Raw genomic sequence first — 17,386 nt, 5'->3', positions numbered from 1 at the left:
CTCTTTTGCTTTTCATCTTGTGTAAGTCAACTAGATAGGCGCGCCTGCAGAAGACATTCGACCGGCGTCATAGTCATGCTGAAAGAAGGGGTCTAGGTCATCACAAATACCAAAATACGGACGCCCGATAACACCAAGCATATACGCGCTTTGTTCACAATACTCTTGCTTCCCTTGCTGATAACCCGTTTGATAGGCCATGATCAGTTCAGGCGTAGCATGATTAGTACCATCCAGTGCAGCGATACGATCTTCAGATAAAACTCTTAATCCATCTAAGGCAGACTGCTTACCAAACGCTTGCCAGTCGGTAGCATTACTCGAGGTCGGCAGAGTTGTTTGCGCGCATGCGGCAAGAATCAACGCCATTGATACAATTACGAATACCTTCATCATGACTCCTTAGTGACCAGCTCGTCGCTGTTGATAATGTCAGTATAGCTCACACCTTTTGACACCAATCTCCGGAAGCGATTTCTTCGGTCAGTTGTTCAGTATCTTGATACAAGTAGATCCAAGCTTGGCCAAACGGCGTGACGATGCTCTCTCGACGATACTCTACTGGCACATCTTCCAACTTATCTAGCTCGGATAAGGTTTCATCATCAATCAGATACACTTCACCTTGTATCGAGCGCTGCCCAACAGACAACGCAGGATAAGGACCTAAGTCATACAGTGCGAACTGAGCATCCGTTTCATGCTGACCAAGAAACTGGGCCGAGCTCAGAAAGTGATGATTACACTCTCCTTTACGCAAGGTCCCATATACAAAAACTAAATGCTGCATAACCACTCCTTAGTCATGAACTTTATGTACGCAGGTGAACAAGCTCTAATCGAACTCAAATTGATAGAGTAGGTCAACCGCACTATCTACACCAGAAACCGCCTCTAAATACAGATCTTGCATCAATCGATAACGCACTGTGAACTCGCCTAGTGAGTTAAAGATGCCGACGCCGTATTTCACCTGTAATCCCGGCAGAATGTAACCACTGACGGTCACTTGAGAATCATCGCCCGACCCCGCTGTATCCAATTGTAAATCTTGAACCCCAAAGGCTTCGCCGATTTCACCAACCACGCGTCCACTCTTTGCCAAACTTAGGCCGATCAACGTGGTCGTCATAGCATTGCCTCCCGCTTCGCCATCAATGTCTTGACCACGAAGTAGGTAAGAGAGCGCATTCGCTTGAGGCATCGCTGGCTCAGAGAATATCTCCACATTTGGATCCGATGCTGGTCCTGTTACACGCACACCAGCAATCACATCATCTTGGGTATTATCTGGGTTTCGAATCGCCTTAATAGAAACGTACGGCTGATCTGCCGGACCATTCATTAAGATCTTACCTTCTTCAATCACCAAATCCTGACCAAAAGAACGGTAAGAACCGTCGACGATATTAACCTCACCAACGATGAACGGACCTTTATCTTTCTGTGTCACATTGAGGTTACCTTTCAGACCACCTTTCAAGCCAAAGGCGGCCAGTTGGAAGTCATCACCGATTTTAATGTTGATATCCGTTTCAACATCAAATGGCATTGGCTCAATATCACTCACAGGCTGTAAGTTCTGGTCCAAAATCACGGTGTCGCTTGAAACACCAACCGCACTTGGTGGCAGCTCTTCAACCACTACTCGTCCCCAAGGCAGATTAATATTACCTTCGACCTTAGCAAGCTGCGGTGTGACATCAATAGTCATGTCCGGCTCAACTTTGATTTTTACCATTGGTGGAAGATCCACCTGAAGCTCTTTCGCAAATACGCGCGCTTTGGTATGCCAATTTTGTAGATCCTGCCAATCGGCCTCACCGGTCACTTCCAACTCACCATCTGGCGTCATGATACCCGCATCAAGATCCGCTTGGTGACCTTTAAAGTTGATCGCGACCTGACCGGAGTTAATGTCTATCGGCGTGACTTCACCTTGTAGCTTCATTTGTTCAATCAAGAACTGACCGTTGACTTTAGGGTGCATAACATCACCAGATATCGCCAAATCAGTATTCATGTTCGCTTTGAATAGGCTGTACTCACCTATCAACGGCGCTAAGAAATCCAGATGGAATGTCGATAGCGAGACCTTACCGTCAATCTCAGGCTGCTCAGACGTTACATCGACCAAAGAAACCTGACCAGATAAGTCACCGTTGTCTCTCACATCAAATAACCACTCAGCATCTAACTTGTCTTTTGCCAGCGCCGCTTTAAAGCTAAAGCTTTCCCAACCAAGAGTTATCGGCTGCTCTAATGCTTGCTCTACTTGACCTTTAGGCATATCAACGTTCACCGTGACTTCCGGTTTCATCTCTGGTGCCCATTTTGCTGTCGCTTGCGCGTTGACCGACCCTTGTAATTTCGTCTCTGGCGGCAGGAACTGCTTGATTTGTTCAAAGTCAAAGTCGTTCACAGCTAACTTGGCTTCGCCACTTTGACCAACACTAATATCTTCGGTCAAACAAACACTCGAATTGGCTTGCAGCCAACAATGTGCTTGAACATCAGCGATTTGTTTATCGATGTTGACTTTAACCGCCGTCGATTTCTGCAACGCCCAAGGTCCCTGCGGCGTGCTCAAAGTAAGACGACGCAATGCACCATCCCAGATCATTTGCGGCTTCTGTATGAATGAGCCTTCAATTTCTAAGCTGGTTGATACAATGTCAGACACCACATCTAGCGTCAGTTGGTGCAGTTTTTCATCCCCAGAAACTTCAAGGTCTGCACTATCAACTTTAATGTCGTCGTAGGTAATGTTGTTCGCAATGAGGCTTAAGTTCGCTTTCGGTGCTGGCAGAGGCGTCACATCCCCCTTCAAGGTTATGTTTTCAACGTTCGCTTGCTGCTGCCAGTTCACTTGGTTTAGCGCTAGGTCTAATTTGATGTCAGGCTCTTTCAAGCTACCACGCAGCGCAACATTGCCCTGCATCTTACCTGCAAGATCCGGAACACTTTTCGCAAAATCGGGGAAGTTAACCTCAACATCCATTAATATCTGCTTATCAATCTTACCCTTGGCACTCAATTGGTTAGGGCCATGAGAAAGCGCTAAACCTTGCGTGGTAAGCTGAATGTCTTCACCTTTGCCATTCTTATCAGACGCTTCCAGTTGGCCTTCCACATTCAGCGGATAACCGCGCAAAATGCCATCGATATCTAACTTAGGTAAACTGACTTGCCAACCGCCTTGTTCTGTTAAAGAACCTGAAGTCGAGAGGCTACCACTGATATCGCCTTCCGCTTCTTCCCATTGAAGCCCTGGTTGAATATGTTGCAAATTAAGGTCAGCTTGCCAGTTGATTGGCGCAGCCCAATTCGCCATCACCTGACCGGATAGCTCACCGCCCAATGTTTTAACTACCAGGCTTTCAAGATCGATTTGCTCTAATGTGCCTTTGCCGTTTAGTGCAACATCTACAGCAGGAATATCTTTACCCGAAGCTTGTGTTTCTAGTGCCACGGTGTATCCGTCCAGGGAACCTTTTGCAGATAAACTTGGTACCGATACTTGATAATCACTTTGACCGATTAACGGCCATTGCGCTTGCACATTTTTGATTGCAACATCAAAGGGTAACTGCGCTTTCAGGGGCTGAAGTTCACCTTTGATCTCCGCTTCGACTAGTTCAGATAAGGTCGCAGTGAGAGAAAGGTCTCCCACCGTGCCAGCAGCTGACAGAGACAGCTTTTGCCCTTTCGCATCCGCTTGCTTCACCAGCGCATCGAGCTTAGCTTTGAGAGGATAGTCAGCAGAAAGCGTTACTTGCGTGCTTAACTTACCTTCCACTTCAGGCATATCGAGTTCTAATGTTTTCACATCCACACGGTCGCCCCCCGCTTTCGCTACAACACCAAGGTGGTGAACGATCACCGGCTTCTCACCTGCAAGCTTGAAGTTATGAATATCGAGGCGTCTTGCCTCCACAGTGAGTGGAATCCACACCTCGGGTAACACAATATCTTGCGGCGGAGCGTCAGCGTCTTTCGGCTCGTCTGTGGCCGCTTCAGGTTCAGCTTCACTTGGAGCCAGTGCAACATTGATGTCTTTTAATGCCGTCGGCGCAATCACTAAACGGTCGCCTTGCATAGAAAGCCCGGTAGAGAAATCTTGCCAGTCAATTTGGTTGCCTAAAATGTTTAAGTTAATGTCATCAAAACTGACCTTATTAACAAAAATAGGGACTGGTGTACTGACTGTACGTAATGGTGGTGTCTCCTCTGGCTCTTCGCCTGCCGGAGGGAGCTCTGGCATCTGAAAGTTAACACCTTGCAGGGTTAGCTCATCGACACAGACTTTAGGATCAAAGAAACAACGGAAGTTAACCGCTAACGCTAAACGATCGACTTTTGCGTCGATGTTCAAAGATTCGTCGACAAAACTGACGTTCTGTAGCTCAAAACGAGGAAATAATGAACCCTGAACTTTCTCTATCTGTAGTTGCGGTAAAGCCTTTTCTGCTCCCCACAACGCGAGCTTAAGACCAGGGTGAGTAAATAGCACTGTCGCAACAAAAATGATGAGCAACAGCAATAGACCAATCAAACTTAGCGACAGCCATTTGGTCCACTTAAACATCATTTTGATCATAACTCAGGCCCCAATGAGAAGTGGATGCGGAACTCTCTTTCTGGTTTTTCATCCAGTCCCCACGCAAAATCAAAGCTAACCGGTCCAACCGGAGACGCCCAACGGATACCCACACCAGCACCCGATTTCCATTCAGGTGTTTCGTTAAATGCATCACCAATATCGTAGAAGGTGGCTGCCCACCAGTTTCCATACACGCGATATTGATATTCTAATGTGCTGCTAACGATGTATTTACCACCCGTCAAGGCGCCACTTTCATCCACAGGTGAAATAGACTCATATCCATAACCACGAATGTTGTTATCACCACCAGCGAAGAAACGCAGAGAAGGCGAAAGCTTTTCAAATTCGTCAGTGATGTTCGCACCACCTTCTAAACGGAACAAACCACGATGATTATCACCGATCCCGCGGATCCAAGATGATCGCCCTAATAGGCGCAATACTCGCGTTTCTGACAGCAAAGCAGGATCACCATATTCGATCGTTACACTTTGCTTATCCCCCCACATTGGCATGTTGCCACCACGGACACGAGTTCGTGAAAAAGTGGCTCCGGGTAACACAAATTGCACCCCATCATCTTGCAGACCTTGAGAGAAGTTTTCGTACAAGTGACGAACATAAATGGTTTTATGCCAGCCGCCATCGGTTAGCCAATGTCGTTCAACTGCCAGGTTGGATTCCAAACTCTCCGTATCTCGGTTATCAAGGTGTTTTAAACCAAATTGCAGTTGGTAGTATTCACGCAATACATCATCAAGCGGGATTTTGTAGCCTGCCGTGATCGTCTGCTCTGGCTTTGATAGTGATAACGCCGTATTAAAGCTGTGGCCACGTGAACTAACCCATGGTTTTTTCCATTTTAACGTGCCACGCACACCAGTATCGGTCGAGTAACCAAGACCGGTTTCTATTTGGTTTTTTGACGCTGGCGCGAGCGAGACCTTAATTGGCAATTCGCGTCCCTCATCCAATTTACTTAAATCAGGCTCCACAAAAACCGATGAAAACCAATCTGTATTAGACAGATTTTGGTTGTACTCCCCCACTTGCGAAACCAAGTAAGGTTCACCAATTTCAAAAGGTCGCATTGATTCAACACGGTTTTCCCAAATCTGACTGCCGGTAATGTTAATCGGACCAAAGTGATAACGAATACCACTGTCATAATGCAAACGCACATTCGCTTCATTGAAGTCAGGAATCACTTCAAGTTTGCTGAGCTTGTAATCACCATTGAAATAACCACGCTGCAACGCCAAGTTACGAATACCCGATTTCAGGCTATCGTATTCACCTTGATTCAATACTTTGCCGACTTTAAGCGGTGAACGTTCAATAAGTTTGGCGAACTCTTCATCGTCTTTTGCTTCACCTGTGATCACCACATCCATGACTTTCACTTTCACAGGTAAACCCGGCTTGATGCTGACGATCAACTCATCATTCCCTTCCGGAATAGAGTATGAAATTTTTGCATGATAATACCCAAGCGCATTAAGAGCTTCAGTGATACTTTGATCTAATCTCGCTTGAAAACGCAGAGAAGTGGAGTAGTCCTTCGCTGGAATGGACGACAGGTACGCACTGACATTCTCTTCTAAAGCGCCATCGATGCCTTTTAAAGTCAAAGAAACATCGGCATAGGCACCATGAGAAAAGGCAAACAGGCCAACAATGGTGAGGAGAGCTTTTTTTATCATGCTTTTTTGGCTGAATGAGGTTAAGTAAACGTAAATAATGATAACGCCAATTAAAGTCTAAGTCTGTAATATTAATAGGTTTAACGCGGTCTATGTCATCACAGCATCAGATACAGACGAAATGAAAAAGTTCGCAAATTTAAGACACGTATTGAAGGACAAATACCATGCTCAACAAACAAACATTGATCAGTATAGAAGATGCCTTGCCAGGTAGAGAGCAACCGATCCAGGTTGAAGATCATCATTTTGTAAATAAATCTAACTTAAAGGCACCATTGGAGCCGCATCAACAACAAATTCTGCTGGGAATGGGCTGCTTTTGGGGTGCTGAGCGCGTATTTTGGCAACTGGATGGGGTTATCTCCACTTCGGTTGGCTACGCCGGTGGATATACACCCAATCCTACTTATGAAGAGGTGTGTACGGGTAAAACAGGCCATACAGAGGTAGTACGAGTCGTCTTCGATGAACGCGTGATTTCCTTAGAAAAACTACTGGCCGTTTTTTGGGAGAAACATGACCCAACCCAGGGGATGCGTCAAGGTAACGATTTGGGCACACAATACCGTTCGGCTATTTATACTTATTCCGCGAAGCAGCAAGAGAGCGCAGAAAAATCGAAGCTCTTGTATCAACAAGCACTGCAAGAGGAACTACGCGCGAATATCACCACTGAGATACAGCCAGCGGGCCCGTATTGTTTTGCCGAAACTTACCACCAGCAATACCTGGCTAAAAACCCTGACGGTTACTGCGGTATCGGTGGCACAGGTGTTTGCTTTCCACCCAGCTTACAAAGTTAGTTCCTACGACTAACTCAAACCAAAAAGAGCGACCTATTCGGTCGCTCTTTTTTGAAATCGAAAACTAAATTCAAGCCAACGGGCTCTTAAACAGACAGCGAAGCAATCACTTGGTTGACTTCTTTAAAGATGGTGAGTCTTTTCTGATCGTTGACGTCAGGGAGCAAAACTTTGCCATTGTCGAACTGAAAACATCCAACCCCAGCAATAAAGAATTGACCTTTGAACAACGTTTTAACGAAACGTGCCACTTGTAATGGTCGGTATACAGCAAACTCACGTAGCATAACTCACCTCAATTCCTTTGAGAAAACACGGATTGCTTATTTATCCTCTGCAATCTTGATGCGCAATCTGCGACGAGGTTCATTTTAGCAAATTCTAAATATAACGCAATATTACACCACCCTATACGTTAAATAAATGTTATCAACAGTTCTACAAATTTCCTAGATCTGGATATATACTGGAAAACTTCCAACTCGTACGGAATATAACAATATGAAAACTAAGACTCTCCTACCTCTACTATTGGCTATAACGCCAAGCTTTGCGTTTGCACACAACCTATCTGTCGGTGAGACCGTTCCTTCTGCCAAGGTCGCGGCTTATGGCGAGATTGTTTTGCAGGGTGAGGGCGTGGCATACCAACCATGGGCAACCCAGCATATGCAGGGTAAGGTTCGTGTTATTCAAGCAATCGCAGGTCGTAGCAGTTCAAAAGAAATGAACGCCCCTTTGATGTCAGCAATAACCGCCGCGCAATTCCCGCAAGAAAGCTACCAAACAACTACGATCATTAACCAAGATGATGCGATCTGGGGGACAGGTTCGTTCGTGAAATCTTCAGCCCAAGACAGCAAAAAAGAGTTTCCTTGGTCATCTATGGTTCTGGATGAAAATGGCGTAGTCGCCAACACTTGGGATCTTAAAGAAGAAAGCTCTGCCATTATTGTTCAAGACAAAACAGGCAAAGTGCTGTTTGTAAAAGAAGGCGCACTTGAGCAAGATGAAATTGCAAAGGTGATCGAGCTAATTAAACAGAACATCTAGTCTCGTTGCTTGGCTCCTTAATATCCGTAGTACGCAGTATAAGGAGCCATGCGACCAAACTTAAAGCCGAGATTTCTGTTGCCCCCTAGTTTAACGCTCAGTGATTCCACCAAGGAGACTGTCTCAGATTCGGCGACATCGCATGTGTTGACGTAAATTTTCCCACTAGCCAACAAAAGAGTGAACTTTTACTCATTATGGGTGTTATATTATAACAGTCGGTAAGAGGAGCTCAGATGTACCACCACCAGCAAAAGATACAGAAGCATTGGCATCGCACTGTTTTATTTTTCAGTGTCGCGTTGCTGATCGCTTGGAACTTTGCGGTAATCCTTCATCAAGTTGATCTGACTCCCGAACACCACACACACCATCATTGCCAGCTATTTTCTGGGGTTCAGCACGGCATAGCCAAAGCTCAACCGACCCTATCGACGCCAACATTTACGCGCATCCAATACCATGATGTCTTTCAGCGCCTTGTTAATAGTGAAGACATTCGTGGTGCAGCTCGTGCCCCACCTTATTTTGCTTAATTTCCAAACTATTCCACACTCAACATAATTTGTGCGTATTCCTGCACCTCACGTGTCAACGAATCGCACCTTAGTAAATACAAATCTGATCCGGTATTGCTCGGGTTAGTGCCAGCAAAATTAGGAAACACAAAATGTCATCGAAACATGTTTTAGCGCTTGTCATTGGTCTCTCTTTATCGACAGCAGCAAATGCGGACGAATACCGCCAGCACGGTGCTCATGTGCATGGTCACGTCGAATTTAATATCGCCCAAGATGGAAAGGATCTGTTAGTGGAGATTACTGCTCCCGGTGCCGATGTGGTCGGTTTCGAGCATGCTCCAGAAAATGAACAGCAAGAGCAAGCACTTAAACAAGCCATTGCCACCCTAGAAGACAGCAACACACTGTTTGCTATTAACGCGCAAGCCAATTGTGATATTGAAGAAGCTTACGTAAACCATAACCTCAGCACCCCTCATGATGACCATGCAAATCACGCTCATGAAGGGCACGAACACCATGATCACCACAATGAACATCATGATGAACATGAGCACCATGACGGTCACGATGCTCACCATGAGGAGCATGAAAATGGCGGACATGGTGAGTTTTCGGTGCAATATCGCTTCAGCTGTGACCAAGTTAACCAACTCAGTCACATTCAAACCGACTGGTTTAATCAATTTCCAACGACTGAGTCAATCAACGTCAATATATTCACTGACACCATGCAATCAGCCATCAAACTGAGCAAAGATAACTCCCAAATCGTAATCAAATAACACGAGTGGCGTGTAAGTACACACTTACACGCCAATGCTTTGGTGATTTAGTATGACTGAAATCATGTCAAACGTTGTTGAGCTAAATAATGCCCAGTTTGTATGGCCCGGTTCAACACACGCAACCATTCATATTCCACAGTTACATATTGCCCAAGGTGAGCACGTATTTATCAAAGGTCCCAGTGGCTGCGGTAAATCTACGCTGCTTGCCCTACTAACTGGCATCAACACGTTAACATCAGGCTCTCTATCCGTACTGAATACTGACCTTGTTAGTTTAAGTGCAAGTCAAAGAGACAAATTTCGCGCCGATCACATTGGCTATATCTTTCAGCAGTTCAATTTATTGCCTTATTTAAACGTACTTGAAAACGTACTACTGCCTTGCCAATTCAGTCAAACACGACGTGGCCGCGCGCTTTCAAGAACGTCATCTCAAACGTTAGAAGAGCAAGCTCAAGCTCTGCTTGAAAGGCTCCACCTACCCAGCGAGCTTCATGCTCGTCCGGTATCGGTACTGAGCATTGGCCAACAACAACGTGTTGCGGCTGCACGAGCACTCATTGGGTATCCGGGGTTAGTGATTGCTGACGAGCCAACCTCCGCTCTAGACCACGATAACCGTAAAGCGTTTATTGAACTCCTGATGGAGCAAACTAATCAAGCCAACGCTACGCTGATCTTCGTCAGTCACGATCCAACGCTTGAGCCCTTATTTGACCGCACACTTAACCTACCAGATATTAACCAAGCATCTAACCTAGGAGCCGCATCATGAGCGCTGTTGCAAAGCTCGCGTGGAAGAGCTTAATCAATCGTAAGGCGACGGCAATATTAACCATCATGACAGTCGCGATTTCTGTCATACTCCTTTTAGGAGTAGAACGCATTCGTACTCAGGCAAAAGATAGCTTCGCCAATACAATTTCAGGCACCGACCTCATCATTGGTGGCCGTTCTGGACAAGTGAACTTGCTGCTCTACTCTGTGTTTCGCATTGGCAATGCCACCAACAACATTGACTGGAAGAGCTACCAAGAGTTTGCCAATCATCGAGCAGTAGATTGGGCGATTCCAATCTCACTTGGCGACTCGCACAAAGGATTCCGAGTCATGGGAACCAACCTCAGCTATTTTGAACACTATAAATTCGGAAGTAAGCAACCACTAACATTTTCAGAAGGCCGAGAATTCAATGGTTTATTTGAAACAGTGCTCGGTTCTGATGTCGCAAAACAGCTGGGGTATCACGTCGGTAGTGAAATCATCATTGCCCACGGCATTAGTGATGTAGGCTTTAGCCGACATGACAACCTGCCATTCAAAGTTGTCGGGATTCTTGCGCCCACTGGCACGCCAGTCGACAAAACCGTCCATGTATCGCTAGAAGCCATCGAAGCGATTCACGTCGGATGGGAAAGCGGTGCACGTTTAGGCCCAACACCCAAAGCACAAGACCTCAAAAACAGAGACTTTCAGCCCAAGCAAATTACCGCGATGCTGGTCGGTTTGAAATCTCGTATTCAGACTTTCGCCCTACAAAGGCAAATCAACACTTATCCCAAAGAACCGCTTAGCGCGATTATGCCCGGGGTTGCGTTGCATGAATTGTGGGGAATGATGTCTGTTGCCGAGCAAGCCTTAATGGCAGTGTCTGGCTTTGTGGTGATTGCAGGATTACTCGGCATGCTAAGCAGCTTATTAACCAGCTTACAGGAGCGCCGCCGTGAAATGGCGATTTTGCGCGCTATGGGGGCAAGACCTCGTCATGTTTTCTCATTGTTGATCAGCGAAGCCAGTCTACTTACTGCTGCCGGAATTGTGACCGGAGTGGCAGGGCTGTATGCCATTCTCGCCATCGTGCAACCCATCATTCAACAGCATTATGGAATACATCTGACTTTAAGCCTCTTATCGCCCTATGAATGGATGCTATTAGGTTTCGTACAATGCGCTGGAATTGTAATTGGTTTCATCCCGGCTTTTCGCGCCTACCGACAGTCACTAAGTGACGGAATGACAATAAGGATTTAATAAAATGTGGAGAAAAATACTCGCAAGTTGCTTGCTGATCGTCTCATTTATAGCGCCAGTACTCGCAAGCGAGGAGCCATTAACGCTCGACTGGATTGATCTAGTACCTGAGAAAGAACGCAAACTGTTCGACAGTGTGGGCATGCCAGCTTCTGATCACAGTGGCGGCGCAGCGCAACAGTCTAAAATTGGTAACGTTCGACCAGAGCTAAATGGAAGCCAAGTTAAAATCCCGGGCTTTGTCATCCCGCTTGAAGGTGACGCGAATACCGTCACCGAGTTTTTGTTGGTGCCATACTTTGGAGCTTGTATCCACGTACCACCACCGCCACCAAACCAAATCATTTACGTGAAGTTTCCCAAAGGCGCACCCGTTCAAGAACTGTGGGATGTCATATATGTGGTTGGGGAGTTGAAAACCGAAACGATAAGCCACGAGCTGGCTGAAACGGCTTACGTTATTGAGGGATCGAAAATAGAAGCCTACGACGATATGTAGTTTAAGTCGTTGACATGCATCGGTACACCTAAGGCGTCACATCGGCGCCTTTTTTAGTTCTGTGTTACACGATATAACGAGACAAATACGCTAATACGCCAACATAAATAACCAAAAGAAACGCTATCGACAGGTGCTTTTTTAATTTACCTGCTTCTGAGAACTTCATTGTCCCTCCAAAATAACGATAACAATTTTAACAACTCATTATCATTTTGGATAGCCCTATTCGTTCAAAAACTGAGAACTCCTATCTGGTCGCCTGGTTAGATAAGGTGTAAATTTAAACAAGCGAACAGCGCAGTTCTTGGTAGGAAAATTAATGGCAGAACCGACAAAGCAACCTGTTGTCATCGAACATCAGTCAAACGCACAAAAAAATACGCAACAAGAAAAGAAGCAGGGCTACATCAAAGACAGTGCCAGCAAGGTAAAAACCATTGCCCAAATACACGGTCTTGATGCCTTACTGCAAACCGATCCACCAGCCAAATCCGCGCTTGAAAGAGCCCAACTGCGTGAACAGAGACGCCAAGAACAGCGACAAAAAAATCTAGAGCAGATTTTAAAGCTAGCACACAGTTCATGCCGAGATGAAACTGCCGGAGAGCCCGACCAAGACTGGTTGTATCGTTTTTTTGAAATGGCTCAAGACATCCATAACAGCGCGATGCAAAAGTTATGGGCTCAAGTGATGAAGCGTGAAGTGACAAACCCAGGCTCGACGTCTATGAAAGCGCTCAAAGTCCTCAAAGATATGTCACCAAAAGAAGCACAAACTTTGCAAAGAGCCGCCTCTCTGGCGTGCAGTTTTGGAGGGGATCACAGTCGCAAGCTGTTAATTGGTTATAAAGCGCAAGGAGGAATATTTAGCTTCGGCAAACGAGACATCGCCAACAGCTTAAACATGGGAAGTTTTCAGCTGCCCTATTCAAGTTTGTTGCTGTTGATTGAACTAGGGTTACTGCATAGTACCGAGCTTGAATCTGGCGAAATTGGTATCGAGACGCCATTGATCCTCACCTACCAAGGTAAAAACTTGTCGCTGAACGTGAACAGCAAAGGCGTCCGCCTTTTATATTACCGCTTCACGCCAACAGGCAATGAGCTCTGTACCTTGCTCGGTAACAAACCACATGCCGACTACTACGACCAAATGCTTGCGCTTTTAAATCATAGATTTAGTGTCCATAGTGACGCTAAAAGTACGGTTCATCATACCGTGTAGGCAGTTCGAGAAGCATTTGACTACCCATGATCTAAATGCTTCTTAAGCCGTTCAAAGAGCTTGAGGTCACCAATGATCCAAATGCTTATTTATCGGATCACTGCACGCGACTTAAGCGCTTCCAAGCACAAGTCCACCAGCTCATCGACGCTTTTTTCGCCCGCTGGTAAATCGACTTCCGGATTCTTCGGTGCTTGATATTCAGAATCAATACCAGTGAAGTTAGGAATTTCTCCCGCACGTGCTTTGCGGTACAAACCTTTAGGATCGCGACCTTCGCAGACTTCTAGAGATGCATTGACGAACACTTCGATAAACTCACCTTCTGGCAATAAGTCGCGCACTAGCTGTCGCTCTGCGCGATGCGGTGAAATGAACGCCGACAACACAATTAAGCCGGCATCCGCCATCAGTTTAGCCAGTTCACCAATACGACGAATATTCTCGCGACGATCCTGTTCAGAAAAGCCCAAATCACTACACAGGCCATGTCGCACATTGTCACCATCCAATAAATAAGTGTGGTAACCCAATGCTGCAAGGCGATTTTCCAACGCCCCCGCTACGGTTGATTTACCCGCTCCAGATAAGCCAGTAAACCACAATACGGCAGGTTTTTGCTTCTTTAATTCAGCACGAAACTGTTTATCGACCGAATGCTGGTGCCAAACAATGTTTTCATCTTTTACCGTCGTTTCGGCAGTCATAACGTATCCTTGTAAATATCGGAATTAAAACGGGAAGAAGACCGGAATCAAAGTAAGTACTAATACAGAGTACACAATCGAAATCGGCACACCAATTCTCACATAGTCGGTCAATTTATAATTTCCTACGCTGTACACCAGTAAGTTGGTTTGATAACCGTAGGGAGAAATAAAGCTCGCACTGGCGCCAAACAAGACCGCCATAATGAATGGCATCGGATCAACGCCATAACCGACCGCCATGCTATAGCCAATAGGAAAAGAAAGCGCAGCCGCGGCATTATTCGTCACCAGTTCAGTAAGAACTAATGTCATGATGTAAGTTGCGACCAAGGCTCCAAACACGCCCCAGCCATTGAACGCTTCAATAAACATCGCTCCCATTCTCTCTGACAAGCCGGAAGAGATCATCAATTGAGCGATGGACAAAGCAGAGCCGACAATCACAACGATATCAATTGGGAAACGGCGGCGCAGTTCTGAAATCTGTACAATGCCAAACGCGATAAGTGCGATAAGATACGCGGCAAGGCCTTTAATAATCGGTACTAGCTCTAATAGCGCACACCCAATTACGGCAGCAAAGCCCAGTAGCACGATGGAGGATTTATTTGTATCAAGCCGAGCGCTAGAGTCCAAATCATGCACTAAAACAAACTCTTTACGATGAGCTCGGCGCTCCGATTCAAAACGCTTCCCCGGAACCAGAACTAACGTGTCACCTGGCGCTAAGGTAATGCTACCCAAACCGCCCTCTAGGCGCTCATGGCCACGACGAATAGCGACAACAACGGCATCAAAGCGGTCACGGAATCGGCTCTCTTTAAGTGTTTTATAGCAAAACGTCGCGGATGAGCTCACCACAACTTCAATAAAATTTTGCCCATTCAAGTGCTGCTGACCAAAAAGCTTGAGGCCCGGAATTTCTTGCAGGGTCGCGACGCTCTCAACATCACCACAAAACAACAAACGGTCTTTCGCATTGAGTACAAAATCCGGTCCTACAGAGGAAACCGTCACGCCATCTCGTACAACCTCCGCAAGAAACAGTTTGCGCAGCGCACGTAAATTATTCTCGCTGACCGTGCGCCCAACTAACGGTGAACCAGGCTCTACGCGAGACTCGAGAAAGTACGGTAAATCTTCTTGGCTTTGATCATCGTAGTTCGGCAGTAAGTAACTGAGCGGGATAAGAATCAGCATTCCTCCCACCAACACCGCCAAGCCAATCATCGTGGGTGTAAAAAAGCTCAGGCTCGGCAAACCGGCATCTTCTACAAAGCTGTTGATGATTAAGTTGGTCGACGTACCTATCAAAGTTAACGTGCCACCAAAAATGGCCGCGTAAGACAGCGGGATGAGTAATTTCGAAGGCGCATGCTGCTGATTACGCTTAATCGCTCCAATCAATGAGACAACCACTGCAGTATTATTCGTGAATGAAGAGAGCAAGGCCGTTGATACACCGAGCTTAGCGATCACACTACCTAACTGGCCTTCAGAAATACTACGGCTCACCCAGCTGATTAGTAACGTTTTTTCTAAAGCACACGATGCAAGAATCAACAGAACCAGAGTCAATAACGAAGAGTTGGTAAAGTTGGATGCGATCGTGGCTGAATCCATCATTCCCGCCATAAATGTAATAAAAGCGGCACCCGCAAAGACATAACTAGGCTTAATTTTTGTGACAAGCAAACAAGTGATAATGCCAAGCAAAATCGCTAATACAAACCCTTGTTCCCACATAGCCTTTCCTTACCAAATCGCCCAAAGGGCACAACAACGGCTCATTTATCCGTGAGACACCAGACAAACGAGTAAACAGACCAAAATCAGCGCAAGCGAAAAGAACATCAGAATGCTCGGTTTTCTTGGGCTTCACCGAAGCATTCTGGTATTAGGAGAATAACCTAACTGCATTTCGCAACTCAGTTAGGCAACGACGCCCCAAGCACAACAACAGACAGAATCAGAGCTTATCGTGCTCGGGCGCGCCAATTACTTTTTCAGCAATTGGCTGACGTCTTTTGCTTCCCAGTGTGGGAAGTGTTTACGCACAAGTGCATTCAGCTCAACTTCAAACGCAGAGATGTCCGTCAAGTCGCGCTCAACCACCGCGAGGCTTTCTTTGACCATGCCTGCACCAACCGTCACGTTCGTCAGACGATCGATAATGATGAAGCCGCCGGTATCAGCACAATCTTGGTAATTGTCCAGCGCAACTGACTCATTGAGAGACCATTCACACAAGCCAATACCATTCAATGGCAGCTCTGCCGCACTATGAGTCGATAGGTTGTTGATATCATATTGGTGACGAATCGCTTCAACATGGCCCACAGTTTTCTTACCCGCGATTTTGATGTCGTAGTCACGACCCGGTTGCAGAGGTTGCTCTGTCATCCATACCACATCGGCAAGCAAGTGGTTTGTGGTTTCCACTTGAGCATTGTCTAGGACAATCAAATCGCCACGGCTAATATCGATCTCATCGCTTAGCGTCAGAGTGACCGCCAACCCAGCACGAGCTTCCTCAATATCACCATCAAACGTAACAATGCGTGCCACGGTTGACGTTTTCCCCGATGGTAATGCTTTGATGGCATCACCGACTTTGATCAAACCTGAAGAAATCGTCCCCGCAAAACCACGGAAATCGAGGTTAGGACGGTTAACGTATTGCACAGGGAAGCGGAACTCACCCGCACCTTTTTCTTGATCCACATCGACAGTTTCAAGAAGTTCAAGCAATGACGGGCCTTTAAACCAGCTTAGGTTTTGCCCTTTATCCACCACATTGTCACCTTCAAGCGCCGAAATCGGGATGATTTGAATATCAATATCCCCGGTTAGGTTCTCAGAAAACTTAAGATACTCATCGCGGATTTCTTCAAAGCGCTCTTGCGAGTAATCCACTAAATCCATCTTGTTGATCGCCACAACAAAGTGTTTCAAACCCAGTAGGTTGGAAATAAAAGAGTGACGACGAGTTTGATCAAGAATGCCTTTACGTGCATCAACTAAGATCACCGCTAAGTCACACGTCGATGCGCCTGTTGCCATATTACGCGTGTACTGCTCGTGCCCAGGAGTATCGGCGATGATGAACTTACGTTTCTGCGTCGAGAAATAGCGGTAAGCCACATCAATCGTGATCCCCTGCTCGCGCTCAGCTTGTAAGCCATCGACCAACAACGCAAGGTCAGGCTTTTCACCCGTGGTGCCCACACGTTGGCTGTCTGAATGCACTGCCGCTAGCTGATCTTCATAAATTTGTTTTGAGTCATGGAGTAAGCGACCGATTAGTGTACTTTTACCGTCATCTACCGAGCCACAAGTCAAGAATCTAAGTAACGACTTGTACTGGTGTTGTGTTAAATAGCCTTCGATACCAAGCTCGGCTAATTGAGCTTCAACTGCACTGTTCATTATCTTTCC

At 46.2% G+C, this 17,386-nt stretch carries 16 protein-coding genes; 8 read left to right on the top strand and 8 right to left on the bottom strand.

Annotated elements, in window-relative coordinates; all coding sequences use genetic code 11:
• Positions 1 to 30: 30 nt before the first annotated feature.
• From B7360_RS03585 to B7360_RS03570, 4 genes are read right to left on the bottom strand one after another with little or no spacing between them, the layout of a single operon-like run.
• Positions 31 to 393: a DUF2799 domain-containing protein gene (locus tag B7360_RS03585; protein WP_085342735.1), complete on the bottom strand. Its 363-nt coding sequence runs from the start codon at positions 391 to 393 to the stop codon at positions 31 to 33.
• Positions 394 to 442: 49 nt separating this feature from the next.
• A complete protein-coding gene (locus B7360_RS03580; protein WP_012841162.1) occupies positions 443 to 790 on the bottom strand; it encodes a gamma-glutamylcyclotransferase in 348 nt (115 codons plus the stop codon).
• Between the two features lie 45 nt (positions 791 to 835).
• Positions 836 to 4,600: a translocation/assembly module TamB domain-containing protein gene (locus B7360_RS03575; RefSeq protein ID WP_085342734.1), complete on the bottom strand. Its 3,765-nt coding sequence runs from the start codon at positions 4,598 to 4,600 to the stop codon at positions 836 to 838.
• Positions 4,597 to 6,309, bottom strand: coding sequence for an autotransporter assembly complex family protein (locus tag B7360_RS03570; RefSeq protein ID WP_046874047.1), 1,713 nt, complete (start codon positions 6,307 to 6,309; stop codon positions 4,597 to 4,599). The genes B7360_RS03575 and B7360_RS03570 overlap by 4 nt, the downstream gene beginning before the upstream one ends.
• Before the next feature lie 167 nt (positions 6,310 to 6,476).
• Between B7360_RS03570 and msrA the strand changes: the two genes are divergently transcribed.
• Positions 6,477 to 7,115, top strand: a complete 639-nt coding sequence (gene msrA, locus B7360_RS03565) for a peptide-methionine (S)-S-oxide reductase MsrA (protein ID WP_085342733.1) — start codon at positions 6,477 to 6,479, stop codon at positions 7,113 to 7,115.
• A gap of 86 nt (positions 7,116 to 7,201) precedes the next feature.
• Here the strand turns inward: msrA and B7360_RS03560 are convergent, their stop codons facing one another.
• Complete coding sequence (locus tag B7360_RS03560) at positions 7,202 to 7,402, bottom strand: DUF1107 domain-containing protein (protein ID WP_012841164.1); 201 nt, start codon at positions 7,400 to 7,402, stop codon at positions 7,202 to 7,204.
• A 214-nt stretch (positions 7,403 to 7,616) separates the two neighbouring features.
• Here B7360_RS03560 and B7360_RS03555 point away from each other — a divergent pair, with 214 nt between their 5' ends.
• The 7 genes from B7360_RS03555 to B7360_RS03525 all read left to right on the top strand — a co-directional run bounded on the left by B7360_RS03555 (position 7,617) and on the right by B7360_RS03525 (position 13,238).
• Complete coding sequence (locus tag B7360_RS03555) at positions 7,617 to 8,168, top strand: YtfJ family protein (protein ID WP_005392336.1); 552 nt, start codon at positions 7,617 to 7,619, stop codon at positions 8,166 to 8,168.
• Between the two features lie 236 nt (positions 8,169 to 8,404).
• The gene (locus tag B7360_RS03550) at positions 8,405 to 8,704 is read left to right on the top strand and encodes a DUF2607 family protein (protein WP_085342732.1); all 300 of its coding nucleotides are present in this window, start codon (positions 8,405 to 8,407) and stop codon (positions 8,702 to 8,704) included.
• Positions 8,705 to 8,838: 134 nt separating this feature from the next.
• Entirely contained in the window at positions 8,839 to 9,474 is a 636-nt protein-coding gene (locus B7360_RS03545; RefSeq protein WP_085342731.1) for a DUF2796 domain-containing protein, read from the top strand.
• A gap of 52 nt (positions 9,475 to 9,526) precedes the next feature.
• Positions 9,527 to 10,255 carry an ABC transporter ATP-binding protein gene (locus B7360_RS03540; RefSeq protein WP_085342730.1) on the top strand — a complete coding sequence of 243 codons (729 nt, stop codon included), beginning with the start codon at positions 9,527 to 9,529 and terminating at the stop codon, positions 10,253 to 10,255.
• Positions 10,252 to 11,511, top strand: a complete 1,260-nt coding sequence (locus B7360_RS03535; protein WP_085342729.1) for an ABC transporter permease — start codon at positions 10,252 to 10,254, stop codon at positions 11,509 to 11,511. The genes B7360_RS03540 and B7360_RS03535 overlap by 4 nt, the downstream gene beginning before the upstream one ends.
• Positions 11,512 to 11,515: 4 nt before the next feature.
• Positions 11,516 to 12,010 (top strand): DUF3299 domain-containing protein, encoded by a 495-nt coding sequence (locus tag B7360_RS03530; protein ID WP_012841166.1) that lies wholly within the window; start codon positions 11,516 to 11,518, stop codon positions 12,008 to 12,010.
• A 322-nt stretch (positions 12,011 to 12,332) separates the two neighbouring features.
• Positions 12,333 to 13,238, top strand: coding sequence for a TIGR03899 family protein (locus tag B7360_RS03525; RefSeq protein ID WP_006742971.1), 906 nt, complete (start codon positions 12,333 to 12,335; stop codon positions 13,236 to 13,238).
• Positions 13,239 to 13,327: 89 nt separating this feature from the next.
• On the opposite strand, the gene cysC is transcribed toward B7360_RS03525, so the two are convergent.
• The 3 genes from cysC to cysN all read right to left on the bottom strand — a co-directional run bounded on the left by cysC (position 13,328) and on the right by cysN (position 17,377).
• A complete protein-coding gene (gene cysC, locus B7360_RS03520; protein ID WP_005392350.1) occupies positions 13,328 to 13,945 on the bottom strand; it encodes an adenylyl-sulfate kinase in 618 nt (205 codons plus the stop codon).
• 24 nt (positions 13,946 to 13,969) lie between these two features.
• Positions 13,970 to 15,694, bottom strand: a complete 1,725-nt coding sequence (locus B7360_RS03515; RefSeq protein ID WP_085342728.1) for an SLC13 family permease — start codon at positions 15,692 to 15,694, stop codon at positions 13,970 to 13,972.
• A 252-nt stretch (positions 15,695 to 15,946) separates the two neighbouring features.
• Positions 15,947 to 17,377 carry a sulfate adenylyltransferase subunit CysN gene (gene cysN / locus B7360_RS03510; protein ID WP_085342727.1) on the bottom strand — a complete coding sequence of 477 codons (1,431 nt, stop codon included), beginning with the start codon at positions 17,375 to 17,377 and terminating at the stop codon, positions 15,947 to 15,949.
• Positions 17,378 to 17,386 lie beyond the last annotated feature (9 nt).

Source organism: Vibrio sp. ArtGut-C1 (assembly GCF_002105475.1).
GTDB classification, from domain to species: domain Bacteria; phylum Pseudomonadota; class Gammaproteobacteria; order Enterobacterales; family Vibrionaceae; genus Vibrio; species Vibrio diabolicus.
Note: the sequence above shows the minus strand (reverse complement) of the source record. Positions and strands in the feature narration are given on the sequence as shown.

Excerpts from the sequence above, each read along its gene's own strand:
- B7360_RS03545 (WP_085342731.1), top strand. The coding sequence starts at position 8,839 with ATGTCATCGAAACATGTTTTAGCGCTTGTCATTGGTCTCTCTTTATCG.
- cysC (WP_005392350.1), bottom strand. The coding sequence starts at position 13,945 with ATGACTGCCGAAACGACGGTAAAAGATGAAAACATTGTTTGGCACCAG.
- B7360_RS03540 (WP_085342730.1), top strand. The coding sequence starts at position 9,527 with ATGACTGAAATCATGTCAAACGTTGTTGAGCTAAATAATGCCCAGTTT.
- B7360_RS03560 (WP_012841164.1), bottom strand. The coding sequence starts at position 7,402 with ATGCTACGTGAGTTTGCTGTATACCGACCATTACAAGTGGCACGTTTC.
- B7360_RS03550 (WP_085342732.1), top strand. The coding sequence starts at position 8,405 with ATGTACCACCACCAGCAAAAGATACAGAAGCATTGGCATCGCACTGTT.
- B7360_RS03555 (WP_005392336.1), top strand. The coding sequence starts at position 7,617 with ATGAAAACTAAGACTCTCCTACCTCTACTATTGGCTATAACGCCAAGC.
- B7360_RS03535 (WP_085342729.1), top strand. The coding sequence starts at position 10,252 with ATGAGCGCTGTTGCAAAGCTCGCGTGGAAGAGCTTAATCAATCGTAAG.
- B7360_RS03570 (WP_046874047.1), bottom strand. The coding sequence starts at position 6,309 with ATGATAAAAAAAGCTCTCCTCACCATTGTTGGCCTGTTTGCCTTTTCT.
- msrA (WP_085342733.1), top strand. The coding sequence starts at position 6,477 with ATGCTCAACAAACAAACATTGATCAGTATAGAAGATGCCTTGCCAGGT.
- B7360_RS03585 (WP_085342735.1), bottom strand. The coding sequence starts at position 393 with ATGAAGGTATTCGTAATTGTATCAATGGCGTTGATTCTTGCCGCATGC.
- B7360_RS03580 (WP_012841162.1), bottom strand. The coding sequence starts at position 790 with ATGCAGCATTTAGTTTTTGTATATGGGACCTTGCGTAAAGGAGAGTGT.
- cysN (WP_085342727.1), bottom strand. The coding sequence starts at position 17,377 with ATGAACAGTGCAGTTGAAGCTCAATTAGCCGAGCTTGGTATCGAAGGC.
- B7360_RS03575 (WP_085342734.1), bottom strand. The coding sequence starts at position 4,600 with ATGATCAAAATGATGTTTAAGTGGACCAAATGGCTGTCGCTAAGTTTG.
- B7360_RS03530 (WP_012841166.1), top strand. The coding sequence starts at position 11,516 with ATGTGGAGAAAAATACTCGCAAGTTGCTTGCTGATCGTCTCATTTATA.
- B7360_RS03525 (WP_006742971.1), top strand. The coding sequence starts at position 12,333 with ATGGCAGAACCGACAAAGCAACCTGTTGTCATCGAACATCAGTCAAAC.
- B7360_RS03515 (WP_085342728.1), bottom strand. The coding sequence starts at position 15,694 with ATGTGGGAACAAGGGTTTGTATTAGCGATTTTGCTTGGCATTATCACT.